Source organism: Arcticibacter pallidicorallinus (genome assembly GCF_003002875.1).
Taxonomy (GTDB): Bacteria; Bacteroidota; Bacteroidia; order Sphingobacteriales; family Sphingobacteriaceae; genus Arcticibacter; species Arcticibacter pallidicorallinus.
On sequence record NZ_PVTH01000002.1, the window covers coordinates 351,462 to 366,536 of the forward strand.

The following is a 15,075-nucleotide window of genomic DNA, read 5'->3' on the forward strand; positions in this document are numbered from 1 at the left end:
CCCCTTTCACCACGAGAACTTTATCCCGATAATGATCCGTCACGACGTAAAAGAAGAAACCCTAACTTTGTCAGGCCAATGGGCATTAGCATGGCAAAGTGCGCTGTTCAGACAGCGGCTGTTGGTAGCGATTGGCATCTTGCTCTGTCTCACACCCATCTTTCCGTTATTTTATCAATATATCGAAAAGAGGGAGGGTCAGGTCTATGACGATATTCTGCTTCAGATTATTCCTTCCATCGATGTCTCTATTCCTATTTTTATGATTACTTGGGGAATGGCGTTGTTTACGCTTTCCAGAGTAATCAAAGTGCCCGGGATCTTCTTGAGCTTGTTATATGGCATCATCGTTTTGAATATATCCAGATTCATATCGATATCCCTTGTTCCCCTTGATCCTCCAGCAGGCCTGATCGATATTTGGGATCCCATAACAGATATGTTTTACGGTGAAACCTATGTGACGAAAGACCTGTTCTACTCTGGACATACGGCAACCCAGTTCCTTTTCTTTCTTTTTCTTAAAAAGAAATCAGACAAAGCGCTTGCCCTTATTTCAACTATCCTTATGGGTCTGTTGGTTATGGTGCAGCATGTCCATTATACTGTTGACGTGGTTTTTGCTCCGCCGCTGACCTATTTGTGTTATCTGGTTGCCACCAGATTAAGTAGAATAGAGCCTTTCACCGACAAAAATCGGCCCTTTACCGAATAGTTTCTTTTACACACCTATTGGCTCTTTGCCAGGAGCGTTTCGTGGGATAGTTTTGACTAAAGTTTAGAACAAAGAAGACCCCCATGAAACCTCTCAAATCACTCCTCTCCGCCTTCTTATTAGCCGTATCCGGAATTTTGGCCGCGCAAACTTCCATCCCGGGAAGTGAAATCAACGGATCAGTGAAAGACGGAAATCAGAAACCCGTAGATTATGCTACTGTCTCGCTTATTCGTGTAGCCGACTCTGTCGCGGTAAAAACGATGATGACCGACGAAAACGGCAAATTTAGCTTTAAGAATATCCCTGGTTCAGAATACCAGGTGTCGGTAAACCAGATTGGTCATAGCAAATATCTAAGTGAAAAATTAAAGATCGACGAAAAGGTGCCTGTGCAGCAGCTCAGGTCTGTAACGCTATCTCCCGATAGTAAGCAGCTGAAACAGGTTAACGTAACTGTTCAGAAGCCTGCTATTGAGCGCAAAGGTGATAAGCTGATTCTGAATGTCGAGAATAGCAGTGTTTCCGCCGGATCGACAGCTCTTGAGGTCTTGCAAAGAGCTCCGGGTGTAAGCCTCGATAAGGATGACAATGTCGCTCTTAAAGGCCGACAGGGCGTATTGATTATGATTGATGGCAAGCCTACTTATTTAAGTAGCGCCGATCTGGCTAATATGCTTCGTAATATGCAGAGCAATGAAATCGAATCCATCGAAATAATTAATAACCCCTCAGCCAGATATGAAGCTGAAGGCAAATCCGGTATCATCAATATTAAGCTGAAGAAAAACAAAAATTACGGCACAAACGGCACTTTTACACTGGGTTCGGGGTATTCCAGCAAAAGGAAATCAAATACCGGTATCACGATGAACAACAGGAACGAGAAGTTGAACGTTTTTGGAAATTACAACTACAACAATAACAGGGGTGAGCATAATATGACTATTGACCGGGTTAACGCGGGTCAAGCGTCAAGTGCCATCTTCAACCAGACCGCTAATTCAGAGCGCTCATGGTATAATAACAACTTTAAGGTCGGCGCAGACGTATTCTTAAATAAAAATAATACGATAGGCGCGCTGATGACTGGCTATATCAATCAATGGAGCGAGGCGCAAAGTAACGGTACACTTATTCGCTCCATGCAAGGGAGTCTTGATTCTTCCCTGCTTTCAAAGAACGATTCCAGGTCTAACTACAATAACCTGAGCTATAATTTCAACTTTAAATCGGTGCTTGACACTGCCGGTAGGGAATTAACCATCGACCTGGATCATGCAAATAACAACAGTAAAAGCAAGATGTTGTATGACAATGTTTACGCCTACTCATCCGGTGGTCAAAGTGTAACGGAGGTATTAAGAAACCTTACACCCTCTGAGATTGACATTTACGCCATGAAAGCCGATTATACACATCCGCTCGCTAAGTCTTTCAAGCTGGAAGCAGGATTCAAATTAAGCTGGGTAAAGACAGATAACGACTATCAAGCCAACCGCTTTGAGAATCAGCTCTGGGAGAATGATCCGCTGAGGAGTAATCATTTTGTTTATAACGAAAGCGTCAGGGCAGGCTATGTGAATGTAAGAAAGGAGTTCAAAAATACCAATATTCAGATAGGAGTGCGTACAGAGCACACAAAATCAAAGGGTAACCTAATCACAACTGGTCAGGTTGTGGAGCGCGATTACCTCGATTTCTTTCCAAGTGCGGCGATCAATCATACCCTGAATGATAATAATTCCATCGGTATTACCTACAGCCGACGCATCACCCGTCCAGCTTACAGTGATCTGAATCCCTTTGAGTATTTTCTGGACCGCTATACCTATAACCAGGGGAATCCTTTTTTGAATCCTGAATACACCAATACGTTTGAATTGTCTTACACACTTCTCAAAAAGTACAATGCGTCACTGAGCTATACCAAAACTACCGATGTGATGACGCAAGTCCTGCTGCCTGATCCGGAAAAGAGTGCCTTATACCAGACAAATGCTAATCTGGCCGAGCAACTGTCTTACGCACTCAATGTAAGTGCGCCTGTTACCTTTACCAAATGGTGGAACAGCAATACCAATCTTACAGTTTTCAACAACCATTTCACATCTCCGGATTTAAACGGTCAGGTTCTCGACAATAAGCAAACCGCTTTTCAGGTTCATCATAGTGAAAACTTTACTCTGAACAGCTCTACATCTGTGGAACTCAGTGGGAACTATCAATCTAAACTGATTTATGGTACATTTCTAGTGCAACCGCAATATGCTGTTGACTTCGGGATGAATAAGTCACTAATGGCTAAAAAGGTCAATCTAAAGCTGGCAGTCAGTGATATATTCAAAACCCGCCGCGGTAAAATAAGCAGCGCTTACCCGGGGCTCGACTATAAAGTGAACCAAAGATTTGATAGCAGGGCAGTCCGCCTGACTCTGTCATATAAATTTGGCAATAATGAGCTAAAAGAAAGCCGTAAAAGATCAACAGGTCTTGACTCAGAGGCAGGCAGAGTGAAGAATTAAAGAAGAAGATCAGGAAGGATTCTTACCTGATCCTGTCTTCAATCATGCCTTTAAAGCTTCTTGAAAGGGTCTTCCTGGAGCTTTGAAGTGCGCGCAGCTTCGCACCCCGGGATGCGGAGCTTGCCGCAATGGTATTGGACCTGGCAGAAAACGAACCCTGAGTGAGATAGGAATAGGCCACTGAGAGGCATTCCTCCCTAAGGTCTCCAAAAGCATAACGCGGATCATCAAAAGCCTCAGCATTCGGGTCAATTCCCTCATAGTACTCTCCTTTTCCCTCTGAGTTGCGTGATTCAAACATGCTCATATACACATCGTACTTATCTATCCTCAAGGGAAAAAAGCCTACAGGTTTACCGTAACTCTTTTCACCAACCGTCTTCACATTCATATGAGGCTTCAGGTTGTTAATTACCAGTTCGCTGGCAGAGGCAGTACCGTCCGTGGTGATGAAAACGACGTTGCTCAGGTTTCTTAAAGGACCTTTTTTAGCAAATTTGTAGGTATTGCCGTTTAACGAATAGTCTGCGTCCGCATAGGTTAACATCTTTCCGTTGGAGTATTGAATCTTGTCATTGTCGTCCAGAAGAGGCAATTTTTTCAAGATCTCTGCTTTTCCGTTTTGCATCAAGGTATTGAAGCGCTCGGTAAACATGGTTCCTGTACCCACAGACGACGGAGCAATCAGATTCGTAAGATGCTCTGCAGTCGAAACATATCCTCCGCCGTTATAACGGAGGTCGACGATCAGATCTGTAACCCCTGCTGATGCAAAGTCGCTGAAGACATCGTTAAGCGCTGCTTCAGAATTGGACTTCGTCGAGAATTCTGAAAAAACAAAGTATCCGATTTTTTTCGCGCCAACCGTATAGACTGTATCCATATTCACCGGAGAACTTCTGTAAGAGCTCCGTTCAAGCGTTATGTTAAGCGGCGTTCCATCGTTCTTAGCGCCGGTTAATACCGCCCGACTAACCGTGCTGGAGAAGAAGGTATCATCCAGGATCGTGTATTCGCTGTCGAAATTTGTACCTAGACTTCGACCGTTGACGGTCTTAATAAGATCGCCCCGGCTCATACCTTTTTTGGCCGCCGGAGAATTCGGGCTGACTTCCAGTACGTAAATCTTGTAGTTATCGTCCGACCCATAGAAACCGACGCTCAAGCCCAAATCATAACCGTTCCCCTCCAGGTCTACGGCACTTCTTCTGGATGCAAGCACAGCGACAGGGTTCGCGTCTTTTGTGTTTGAAATATAGCTGTATTTGGTTCCGTTCTCTTCACTGGCAGAATATTCATAGGGTTTTCCCGTCACCGGATTGATGGCATATCTGGAAATAGCAAACAGCTCTCGTTCAAAGCCGCTTTCTTCATCAGCCTCTGCATACTGCCTCGGCTTGAATGTGTTGTAGTTGGGCAACGATTCGTTCCATAAATACACTTCTTTTGCGAAATAGAAAATAGAGTCGGCCGTTAACTCAGTACGACTTGAAGCTGGCTCAGGACTTGGCTCCTGAACGTCTTTTTTACAAGATAGGAACAGGCTAAAAAGAACCAGAAGCAACAGGGTAGGAGATGCCTGCCCAACTTTATGAGATATCATGTATGTTTTTTACGAGTGGATGTAGCGCGAATATTCTATCTAATAATGAAATAAGCGGCAAAATATTGTGTATTATTAAAAAAATCCTGAAAGTCAGTTGATTACTGCTGTTTAGCGCTATGGATGACTCCGGAACCAGACTCTAAAGAAGCGTAACATTTGTATAACTAAACGCCTTGTCGTAAATAAGGTTTTCACCAGTAAATAAAAGGTGTTATTTTGCCGCCCAATTATAATAGCTTTTTCATGGAAGGATGGGACGAGCTAAAATGTTACGTATATGAAAGGAAGATTGACGCAGCTTGTGAGAATATTTTTAACACTGGTTTTATTCGTAATCGGGACCACTCTTTTGGCAGGGAGTCCTGCGGAGATATGGGTTTCGTCGAAGGGAAGCAATATCGCTGATGGTACTGCGAAAAGTCCCTTCCGCTCACTCGATATGGCCTTGCGCCAGGCCAGAGAAATGCGCCGTTTGGCTGATCCTGCTATTAAAGATGGGATCCACATCATCGTTCAGGAGGGTACGTATGTGCTCGACGAACCGGTACGCATTCGCCCTGAAGACTCCGGAACTCAGCAAAGCCCCACCGTTATCCGCTCGGCTACAACCGGCAGCTCCATCTTAAGCGGCGGCAAGACGATCAAAGGATGGGTAAAAAAAGGTAACATTTGGCAAGCGGATGCTCCGGAGGTAGGGGCCGATATCTTAGACTTCAGACAGCTTTGGGTAAACAATAGAAAAGCTACCCGGGCTCGTGATTATAATGACAATAAGATGGGCAGGATCCTGTCATGGGACCATGTTTCACAAACCTGTATGATTCCCTTCCCCCGCAAGTGGAAGTCGGAGCAGCTGGTCGGTGCAGAAATGGTGATCCTGCAATGGTGGGCCATAGCTAACCTCAGAATAAAGGATGTGAAAGTCATGGGTGACAGTGCTCGTCTGAGCTTTTTCGAGCCGGAAAGTCGGGTGCAGTCTGAGCACCCCTGGCCCGCTCCCTGGATTTCGAAGGAAACAGGAAATTCTGCTTTTTACCTGACCAACTCCAAGCAGTTTCTTGACCAGCCGGGAGAATGGTACCTCGATAAGAAGGCGGGTAAGGTCTATTACTGGCCACTGCCCTCAGAAAATATGCGCGCTGCCTCTGTTGTAGCGCCTTATCTCGAGACGCTTGTTAAGATGGAGGGAACCATCGATAACCCCGTTTCACATGTTTATTTCAAGGGGATCTCTTTTCAGCATGCTTCCTGGCTCAGGCCATCAAAACATGGTCATGTGCCTCATCAGGCGGGCATGTACATGCTTGACGCGTATAAACTACAGATTCCCGGTACCCCGGATAAAAGAGGATTAGAAAACCAGGCTTGGGTAGGGCGTCCTGCGGCGGCCGTTGAGGTCACTTATGCTCATCACACGGGCTTTGAAGCATGCCGTTTTGAGCATCATGCTTCAACAGGATTGGACTATAGGAAGGGAACCAGCAATAATCAAATCATCGGAAACCTCTTTAAAGACATAGGAGGCACAGGTATCCTGGTTGGAACATTTTCAGACGAAGCCATAGAAGCGCACCTGCCATATAATCCTGCAGATGCACGTGAAATCAGCACGAATGAAACCATCGCAAATAACCTGATCACGGATGTGACCAATGAAGACTGGGGCTGTGTAGGAATTGGCGCCGGACATGTCAGGGGTATCAATATCCTGAATAATGAGATATCCAACGTTTCCTATTCGGGAATTAGTATGGGTTGGGGCTGGACACGCACCATCAACGCCATGCGGAACAATACGATTCGTGCCAATAAGATCCATCATTACGGCATGCATCTTTATGATGTCGCAGCGGTATACACGCTTTCTGCCCAGCCTGGTTCGGTTATCGCTGAGAATGTTATCGACAGCATTTACAAAGCGCCTTATGCGCATGACCCTCACCATTGGTTCTACCTCTACACCGACGAAGGATCTTCTTTCTTTACTGTGCGCGACAACTGGGTTCCCGCAGAAAAGTTCCTTCAGAATGCCAACGGTCCGGGTAATACGTGGGAAAATAACAATCCTTCTGTAGCCGATAGCATAAAAGCTAAAGCCGGAATACAGCCAAGATATCACTACCTACTGAAGGATCGCAGTCCGGCTGTATCCTACCGTTCTATCAATACCTACGTTCCGGAGGATGATAAGCACTCCCTTATGGAGATTATCTCATCGAATGGTGAAACACCGGATATGGATCTGCTGAGAAAGATTGCTGCAGAGTTCAAGCTGCCCGAGGGCTCCGTATATCAATGGAATAATCATGCGGTCATTTATGCTAAACTCAAAGATCCTCGCAGTCTGAAAGCGAATTTAGCTGCTAACTTTCCGTATGCTAGTGTAAAGCTCTACACAGACAATTTTTACAATTTCAACAGAGAGAAGCATTGCTCAGAAGAGCAGGTCAAAGATCAGGAGCATATAATCTTGACAGCAAACCTCGTCAAGAGCCCTGCGCTGCAGAAGGAATACCTTGACTATCACGCTACCCAGTTTGAGAAATGGCCCGAAGTATCTAAAGGATTCTGTAACGCGGAATTCCAGAGCCTCACCATGTTTAGGGATGAGCGTCAGCTTATGCTCATCATCAGCATTCCGAAAGGAAAGACGCTCGATGAGCTGAATCCTAAGACGGTAGAGAACAACCCGAAAGTAGATCAGTGGAATAACATCATGAAAAAATACCAGGAAGGTTTAAGTGGCACAAAGCCCGGCGAAACCTGGTCGCTGTTTAAGCAAGTGAAATAACAATTAATATCATCTATAATGTTAAAGTTAGGAATTTTAGGCCTTGGGGAAGGACGCAGTACCATTTCCGCTGCGCTAGCCAGCAGCAAGTACACGTTGAAAACGATATGCGACGCAAACGAAGACATGTGCCGCCAGAGAGCAAAGGAGTTTGACTTTCACCAGTACACCACAAAGTATCAGGATATGCTGGATGATCCGGAAATAGACGTCATCGCGATCTACACCCCCGACCATCTTCATGCCGAGCATGTTAAGCTCGCTTTGCAACATGGAAAGCACGTGGTATGCACAAAACCCTTTATCGACGATCTTTCCAAAGCCAACGAGCTCTTGCAGATCAGCAAGCAATCAGGCAAGAAAGTATTTGTTGGCCAGAGCTCCCGCTTTTTCGAACCCGTCAAACGGCAGCGCAAAGACTTTGAAGCCGGCCTGATAGGCGACCTGATCACTATTGAAGGTTATTACCACGCCGACCACCGCTGGTTCCTGGAAAAGGGCTGGTCGCTTAAGCAATCTTTCAAATGGCTCTACGGAGGACTTAGTCACCCTACAGATTTTATCCGCTGGTACCTTCCTAACATTGAAGAGGTGATGGGTTACGGCATGCTTAGCGCGAACGGTGCGAAGGCAGGATTGAAGAATCAGGACACGATGCACTTCATTTTTAAAGCTACAGACGGCAGGATCGCGAGAGTTAGCGGAGCCTATACCGGTCCGGTGCAACCGGTTACGCGTGATAGCGAGATGAGCTGCATATTGAGAGGTACCGAGGGATGTAGTCAGGCCGATTATATGGACCTGCGCTATGCTGTAACCACCAATACAGGTGAAGAACAGATGATCACCTGGGAGCATAAACTGAAACATTATTTCCGTTTCGAAGGGAAGAGCCACCATGCCGGTGAGTATCAGAATTACCTGGAATATTTCGCTGACAGCATCAATGAGGGGACTGTGGCCTATCCTGACCTGAAAGAAGGTATAGGTACCATAGCATTGCTGCAGGCAATGGACAGGTCTTTATCGACAGGCTTGCCTGTTAAGATCGATGCCATACTGGAAGAATATCAAATATCCAAAGAAGATCTCTCGTCTGCCGGATAAACTGGGGCGCTAACCACTTATACATCTATTCATGGGAAATATCGTAGATCGTTTAACGATTCTCGACTATGCCATTGTTGTTGCCTATCTGGTAATCTTAATGGTCATTGGTTACAGAGCCAGCTTTTCGAAGAAAACAGGGGCAGACGAAAGTCTGTTCCTTGCCAATAAGTCACTTGGCTGGCCAAGCATTGGCTTCAATATGTGGGGTACCAACGTAGGACCCTCTATGCTGCTGGCCTTTGCCAGCATCGGCTACAGCACCGGTATAGTAGCTGTCAATTTTGACTGGTATGCTTTCGTGTTCCTCTTCCTGCTGGCCATCGTCTTCGCGCCCAAATATCTCGCGGCAAAAGTCAGTACCATGCCCGAGTTCATGGGTAAGCGGTATGGCGACTCGACACAAAATATTCTGGCCTGGTACGCCCTGATTAAAATATTGATATCCTGGCTGTCTCTCGGGCTTTTTGCCGGAGGCTTCCTCGTCAGGCAGATCCTGGGGATTCCTATGTGGCAGTCGGTTACTGTTCTCGTTGCTTTCGCAGGCCTTTTTACTTTTGCCGGAGGGCTTAAAGCGATAGCCAGGGTGAACGTTTTTCAAATGCTCCTGCTGATATTCGTATCGGTGGTTCTAACCGTGCTCGGTTTGCAAAAGGTTGGTGGAATCAGTGCCCTCTACGAACAAACGCCGCCTCATTTCTGGAACCTGATCCAGCCGGCCAGCGATCCAAAATATCCCTGGTACGCTATTCTGTTAGGATATCCTGTCGCCGCTATCGCATTCTTCTGTACTGACCAGGCCATGGTTCAGTCGGTTCTCGGTGCTAAGAATTTGGAACAGGGACAGTTAGGTGTCAACTTTATCGCCTGGCTCAAGATTCTGTCGCTTCCTCTTTTTATCCTGACAGGCGTACTTTGCTATGTGCTCTATCCGGGATTGAGTGATCCGAACGAGGCTTACATGACGATGGTAACCAATCTCTTCCCTCCCGGGATGAACGGACTGGTGATTGTTGTACTCGTCGCCGTTTTAGTGGGCACCATTGGTTCTTCACTGAATTCACTGAGCACCGTTTTTACCATGGATGTCTATGTGAAAAAGATTAATCCCGGAGCAACTAACCGGGAGATTGTACGGATGGGCAGAATCTCTGTTGTTGCAGGATGCGTACTAGCCGTGATCGTGGTGCTGGCAATTGACAATATTAAAGGTCTGAACCTTTTTGACGTCTTTCAGTCTATTCTTGGTTTTATCGCTCCGCCACTGTCTGTTGTATTCTTGCTGACCGTTTTCTGGAAGCGCACTACCCGCACCGCAGTAAACTTTACGCTGTCTGTAGGTTCTGTACTTAGTCTTGGAGTTGGAATCGCCTATCTATGGATTTTCCCTTCTGATCAGTATGCGTTTTGGCCGCACTATCTCATGGTGTCATTTTACACATTTGCAGGTTTAGCGGTTATGGCAGTAGCAATCTCTTTGTTTGAAAGCAATCCGCATGTGTATGAAAAGGATCTGACTTCGGGAGTAAAGGTTGAAAAGCCGAGCTTCAAAGTCTGGATCGCATGGGGTTCACTTACCGTTGTCATGGTAGGGCTTTATTGGTTTTTCAACGGTCATTAATTTCAGCTTGGCCTGCGTTTCTATGCAGCCCATAATATGCCCTTGTTCTCCCGTGTTGAGTCCGACGTTAAGCTCCTTAGGTCGGACTCAACACGGGTTTATGTCGAGATGAATACGCCTTCATATAGAGGAGTTACAAGTTGAGTACAAGGTCGTAACAGACTGCTGAGAAGTCAGGAAGGAAGAAAAGGAATTAGGTAAAGCCGAGAGTGGTTGGCGCGCTAAAAGTCTTCCGTCAGCACAGTGACGCAGTTTTTATTCAACTCATCGATCCTTGAGTCGAGGGATCTAAAGCCAGCTGGATCTTCCAGACCAAGATAAATGTTCTTAATAGATGTGAGCACCTGGTCGTTCGGGTCACAAGCCATTGCCTTTTCGAGGTGGGGGACTGCCTGCCTAAGGATTCCTTTATACTCGGTCATGTACCGCTGGCGAACACTTGCGTTATTTTTTTCGGCTTTGGCCTTAGTGGCTACGGCATTAGCATTACCCAGGTAGAGATAACCGAGGGCAAGGTGTGGCACATAGTAATCGGGCTCAAGCGTTAACGATTTTTGGTAGTAGATAATCGCTTTCTGTCCATTTTTACTGTCCTCGTAGAGCCTTGCGAGTTTAAAATAGAATATGGCCTGCTGTTTCTTTTTAAGTACGCTTGCAGAGGGAATCAGTTTTTCTGCAATACTCATTGCCTTCTCCGCATTACCTTCCGAAAGATGGAGACTAAAATCGTAGTATTGGTCTTCTGGAGTCTGACTGATAGCAGGTTTGGAAAAGAGGAATAGTAATATAATAGCAATATATTTCATGTCAAATCAACTGTAATTAGCCCAAATATGGAATAATTAATATGTAGCTGCAAAAATACAGCCAAACGTTTACTGGCAGTAAACAATGTAGCGATTAGACAGTTTAATATTTAACTAAGAGGTACTGGCTTTTTAGTGTTATCTATGGACAAGGTAAAATCTTCACCGGAAATCAAAACGTTAATTGACTCTATCCTAAACGTAAGGTTAGGGATGAAGCAGTTTATTCAGCGTAAGATAAGGGAGCATGGAATAGACCTGACTTATGAAATGTTGCAGGTATTGGCTGTGTTATGGAGAAAGGGTAAGATGAATCAGCAGGATATCGCCGACAATATTCAGAAAAATAAGGCGAGCCTGACGTCGCTTCTGGATAACCTGGAGAAAAGAGGGCTTGCTGTCCGATCTGAAGATCCGTCTGACAGGCGAAACAAGATAATTTCGCTGACATCAAAGGGAGTAGCGTATCAGCAACGCTTTCAACCAATCTTTAACGAGTTTTATGAAGCATTGAGTAAAGACATCCCCAAGGAGAAAATAGCTGATGTAGGAACCGTTCTGGCGCATATTTACAAAAATCTACTTTAACAGTCGTCGGTTTCCCATTTGCAGAGGATGGATTTCCGACGACGATCGGCCTGGATGCAAACTATCTCCAAAATAATCGCTGGATATTTATGCTATAAAAACGTAAGTTCTTTCTGAAGTTTTTTATGGAAGATGAAACTTTCTGTAACTTTAAGAAATTTTATGTCTCATTCCCAAATTCTTATTATAGGAGCAGGCGCAGCCGGTCTTCTCGCTGCACGTGAACTTTCGGCGTCGGGACGAAAGGTAGTGGTATTGGAGGGAGGTGCCCGTACGGGTGGACGGGTGCTGGATATCGAAAATCCCGGATGTCCGTTCCCTGTTGCGCTCGGTGCTGAGTTTATACATGGTGACCTTCAGCTCAGTTTTGATCTTTTGAACGAGGCAGGTCTGACATATACTCTTGTGGATCAAAAGGGAGTCAGAATGGAGGCGGGTAAGGAAGTTTCGGAAGAGAGGAGCGGGCAGTGGAAAGAATTTATGGATCGTTTAAACACCTTAGAGGCAGATACGACGTTAAGCGACTTTCTTTTTTCGTTTTTTAATGATGACCGCTACGCTGTATTGCGGGCGGATGTTTTGCGTTTTGCAGAGGGTTATGATGCGGCGGATCCCGATAGGGTAAGCGTATTTTCGCTGCGTGATGAATGGTCTTATCAGGGCCTGCAGTATCGGGTAGATGAGGGTTACGGGCGTCTTATCGATTTTCTTGTTGATAAGTGTCAGAGGGTGGGGTGTAATATTCATCTTCATAAAGTGGTGACGCGTATCTGCTGGCGGGAAGGATTTGTGGAGATTCTAACGTCAAACGGAGAATCGTTTACTGCTGATAAACTGATTGTGACGGTGCCCCCTGGAGTCCTTCGTATCCCATCAGGGAATGCGGGGTCACTTTCGTTTGAGCCTGCGTTGCCTGAACAAACGCGTGCTTTTGGCGAGATCGGCTTCGGCGCTGTCATTAAAATAGTCATCGTGTTCAAGTCTGCTTTCTGGGTTGATACTGTAAGTAAGGATGTCACTTTTTTGCTTTCAAACGGGGAGATACCGACGTGGTGGCTGCATTCTACTAACACTCTGCCCATCTTATATGGTTGGATTGCTGGTCCCCGGTCTGCGAGGATGGACTCTTTCACGGATAAACAGATAATGCAAAAAGCCGTCAGGTCGTTGGCGCTGACCTTCGGTTTATCGGAAAATTTTTTATATGGACAAATCGAGGATTTCTCCCTTTTTAACTGGAATACGAACCCGTTTTCTAAAGGAGGATATACCTTTATGACGCTGGAAGGAAGGGAAGCGGTGGAGCTGCTTCGTTCCGGTGTGCAGGATACGATTTATTTTGCCGGTGAAGCGATATATAACGGGCCTCATGGAGGGACGGTTGAGGCTGCTCTTATTTCGGGCAGGGAAGCGGCACGCAGGATCCTGGACAACTGATGTTTGTTTTCTAAAGTAAGGACATGATCTATCTACGTCTGATTTTATATCCGTTTTCTCTCTTGTACGGCTCTGTCTTGTGGTTACGCAATTACTTATACTCCGCGGGGGTGTTCAAGTCGCGGAAATTTGATATTCCTGTGATCTGCATCGGCAACCTGGCCCTCGGGGGAGCGGGTAAGAGTCCCATGGCAGAATACCTGATCCGGCTGTTAAGCGGAGACTCCGGAGTTGCCGTTCTAAGCAGAGGCTATGGCAGGCAGACCAAGGGATTCAGGATGGTGAGAACCGACGACTCGTCTGCCGAGAGTGGAGATGAGCCCCTTCAGTTTAAAAAGAAGTTTCCTGGACTCAGTGTGGCTGTTTGTGAGAAAAGGGCAGTGGGGATTGAAAGGTTGCAAAAGGAGCATGATCTGGTGATATTGGATGATGCTTATCAACACCGGGCGGTAGAGGCAGGTCTTCAGCTTTTGCTGTTTGATTATACGCGCCTGAACGAACCGCTTCTGGTTTTGCCGGCGGGCAATCTGCGCGAACCGTTTTCTGGACGGGCCAGGGCGGATGCTATTATCTTAACCAAGACGGATGAAGAGCTTAGCCACAGGGAGCGGGAATCGGCGATAGCGCGGGTGAAGCCGCTTGCCGGACAACAGGTGTTTTTCTCTTACCTCAAATACGGAAAACTGCGTGCGCTGTTTGCTGAAGAAACTGTTGCGCTGGCCGATTTGATATCGGGCACGAAAGTTTACCTGCTCAGTGGAATCGCTAATCCCAAACCTCTGTATCGGAAAATCAGTTCGTCGGGCTTTGCCGTAAAGCACTATGATTACCCCGACCATCATCCTTTCAGCCCAAAAAATATTAGTAAACTTGCGGAAGATTTCAGACAGGATGAGGCGCTGAATAAAATCATTATTACTACCGAAAAGGACACCCAGCGTTTGACGACAGAGGCTCTTCGCGTTATCCTGGAAGATTTGCCTGTTTTTTATCTGCCTGTCGAGGCAGAATTTCATGAGTCTGATAAAGAGAGGTTTGACCTGTTAATTAAAAACTATGTTAGCTAATATCTATAATACCACTGAATATATTAAAAAACGTATCGGCGATTTTGAACCGGAAATAGGGATTATTCTCGGGACTGGTCTTGGTGGCCTTGTGAGCGAAATTGAGGTGCTTCATAAGCTGATGTATTCCAATATTCCGGATTTTCCGATCTCCACGGTTGAATTTCATTCAGGCCGGCTGATATTTGGAATGCTGAATGGAAAGAAGGTTGTGGCGATGCAGGGCAGGCTGCATTATTATGAGGGTTATGATATGAAGCAAATTACGTTCCCGGTGAGGGTGATGAGAATGCTTGGTATTAAGCGTCTGTTTGTATCAAACGCGAGTGGCTCTCTGAATAAAGATATTAAGAAAGGTGACATCATGATCATTGAAGACCATATCAACCTGCTTCCTGATAATCCTCTTCGTGGAAGAAACTGGGATGATCTGGGTCCGCGTTTTCCGGATATGAATGAGCCTTACGACCGCGAAATGGTTGCGAAGGGGATGGAAATTGCAGCTGCACATAACATCAGCTGCCATAAGGGCGTTTACGTGTCGGTACCAGGCCCTAATCTGGAAACCAAGGCGGAGTATAATTACTTAAGGATTATAGGAGGCGATGCAGTGGGGATGAGCACGGTGCCGGAGGTGATTGTGGCTAAACACATGGGTTTGCCTGTGTTTGCCGTTTCTGTGATCACGGATGAAGGCTTTCTGGATGCATTGGAACCCGTTTCTCTGGATGAGATTGTACGTGTAGCTCAGGAGGCAGAGCCTAAAATGACTTTGGTATTGAAAGAGTTGCTTGGCTCTTTTTAACGTTTGA

General features: G+C 45.9%; 11 protein-coding genes. 9 read left to right on the plus strand and 2 right to left on the minus strand.

The features are described 5' to 3' along the window. The first annotated feature begins 31 nt into the window (after positions 1-31). Together B0I27_RS04295 and B0I27_RS04300 are read left to right on the plus strand one after the other, a co-directional pair. The gene (locus tag B0I27_RS04295) at positions 32-715 is read left to right on the plus strand and encodes a phosphatase PAP2-related protein (protein WP_106291785.1); all 684 of its coding nucleotides are present in this window, start codon (positions 32-34) and stop codon (positions 713-715) included. Between the two features lie 83 nt (positions 716-798). Further along, complete coding sequence (locus tag B0I27_RS04300) at positions 799-3,240, plus strand: TonB-dependent receptor (protein ID WP_106291787.1); 2,442 nt, start codon at positions 799-801, stop codon at positions 3,238-3,240. Between the two features lie 22 nt (positions 3,241-3,262). Here the strand turns inward: B0I27_RS04300 and B0I27_RS04305 are convergent, their stop codons facing one another. Further along, a complete protein-coding gene (locus tag B0I27_RS04305; protein ID WP_146133082.1) occupies positions 3,263-4,843 on the minus strand; it encodes a S41 family peptidase in 1,581 nt (526 codons plus the stop codon). A 280-nt stretch (positions 4,844-5,123) separates the two neighbouring features. Between B0I27_RS04305 and B0I27_RS04310 the strand changes: the two genes are divergently transcribed. From B0I27_RS04310 to B0I27_RS04320, 3 genes are read left to right on the plus strand one after another with little or no spacing between them, the layout of a single operon-like run. Continuing rightward, entirely contained in the window at positions 5,124-7,637 is a 2,514-nt protein-coding gene (locus B0I27_RS04310; protein ID WP_106291789.1) for an L-rhamnose mutarotase, read from the plus strand. Between the two features lie 18 nt (positions 7,638-7,655). Then, complete coding sequence (locus B0I27_RS04315) at positions 7,656-8,744, plus strand: Gfo/Idh/MocA family protein (RefSeq protein ID WP_106291791.1); 1,089 nt, start codon at positions 7,656-7,658, stop codon at positions 8,742-8,744. A gap of 31 nt (positions 8,745-8,775) precedes the next feature. Beyond that, positions 8,776-10,365, plus strand: coding sequence for a sodium:solute symporter family transporter (locus B0I27_RS04320; protein WP_106291793.1), 1,590 nt, complete (start codon positions 8,776-8,778; stop codon positions 10,363-10,365). A 221-nt stretch (positions 10,366-10,586) separates the two neighbouring features. Here the strand turns inward: B0I27_RS04320 and B0I27_RS04325 are convergent, their stop codons facing one another. Next, positions 10,587-11,171 carry a tetratricopeptide repeat protein gene (locus B0I27_RS04325; protein ID WP_106291795.1) on the minus strand — a complete coding sequence of 195 codons (585 nt, stop codon included), beginning with the start codon at positions 11,169-11,171 and terminating at the stop codon, positions 10,587-10,589. 144 nt (positions 11,172-11,315) lie between these two features. Between B0I27_RS04325 and B0I27_RS04330 the strand changes: the two genes are divergently transcribed. The 4 genes from B0I27_RS04330 (at position 11,316) to B0I27_RS04345 (ending at position 15,068) form a co-directional block, all read left to right on the plus strand. Further along, entirely contained in the window at positions 11,316-11,759 is a 444-nt protein-coding gene (locus tag B0I27_RS04330) for a MarR family winged helix-turn-helix transcriptional regulator (protein WP_106291797.1), read from the plus strand. A 162-nt stretch (positions 11,760-11,921) separates the two neighbouring features. Further along, positions 11,922-13,196 (plus strand): flavin monoamine oxidase family protein, encoded by a 1,275-nt coding sequence (locus B0I27_RS04335; RefSeq protein ID WP_181276677.1) that lies wholly within the window; start codon positions 11,922-11,924, stop codon positions 13,194-13,196. Positions 13,197-13,219: 23 nt separating this feature from the next. Beyond that, positions 13,220-14,263, plus strand: coding sequence for a tetraacyldisaccharide 4'-kinase (gene lpxK / locus B0I27_RS04340; protein WP_106291802.1), 1,044 nt, complete (start codon positions 13,220-13,222; stop codon positions 14,261-14,263). Continuing rightward, a complete protein-coding gene (locus tag B0I27_RS04345; protein WP_106291804.1) occupies positions 14,253-15,068 on the plus strand; it encodes a purine-nucleoside phosphorylase in 816 nt (271 codons plus the stop codon). Before lpxK ends, B0I27_RS04345 begins: the two co-directional genes overlap by 11 nt. Positions 15,069-15,075 lie beyond the last annotated feature (7 nt).

Excerpts from the sequence above, each read along its gene's own strand:
- B0I27_RS04295 (WP_106291785.1), top strand. The coding sequence starts at position 32 with ATGATCCGTCACGACGTAAAAGAAGAAACCCTAACTTTGTCAGGCCAA.
- B0I27_RS04300 (WP_106291787.1), top strand. The coding sequence starts at position 799 with ATGAAACCTCTCAAATCACTCCTCTCCGCCTTCTTATTAGCCGTATCC.
- B0I27_RS04305 (WP_146133082.1), bottom strand. The coding sequence starts at position 4,843 with ATGATATCTCATAAAGTTGGGCAGGCATCTCCTACCCTGTTGCTTCTG.
- B0I27_RS04310 (WP_106291789.1), top strand. The coding sequence starts at position 5,124 with ATGAAAGGAAGATTGACGCAGCTTGTGAGAATATTTTTAACACTGGTT.
- B0I27_RS04315 (WP_106291791.1), top strand. The coding sequence starts at position 7,656 with ATGTTAAAGTTAGGAATTTTAGGCCTTGGGGAAGGACGCAGTACCATT.
- B0I27_RS04320 (WP_106291793.1), top strand. The coding sequence starts at position 8,776 with ATGGGAAATATCGTAGATCGTTTAACGATTCTCGACTATGCCATTGTT.
- B0I27_RS04325 (WP_106291795.1), bottom strand. The coding sequence starts at position 11,171 with ATGAAATATATTGCTATTATATTACTATTCCTCTTTTCCAAACCTGCT.
- B0I27_RS04330 (WP_106291797.1), top strand. The coding sequence starts at position 11,316 with ATGGACAAGGTAAAATCTTCACCGGAAATCAAAACGTTAATTGACTCT.
- B0I27_RS04335 (WP_181276677.1), top strand. The coding sequence starts at position 11,922 with ATGTCTCATTCCCAAATTCTTATTATAGGAGCAGGCGCAGCCGGTCTT.
- lpxK (WP_106291802.1), top strand. The coding sequence starts at position 13,220 with ATGATCTATCTACGTCTGATTTTATATCCGTTTTCTCTCTTGTACGGC.
- B0I27_RS04345 (WP_106291804.1), top strand. The coding sequence starts at position 14,253 with ATGTTAGCTAATATCTATAATACCACTGAATATATTAAAAAACGTATC.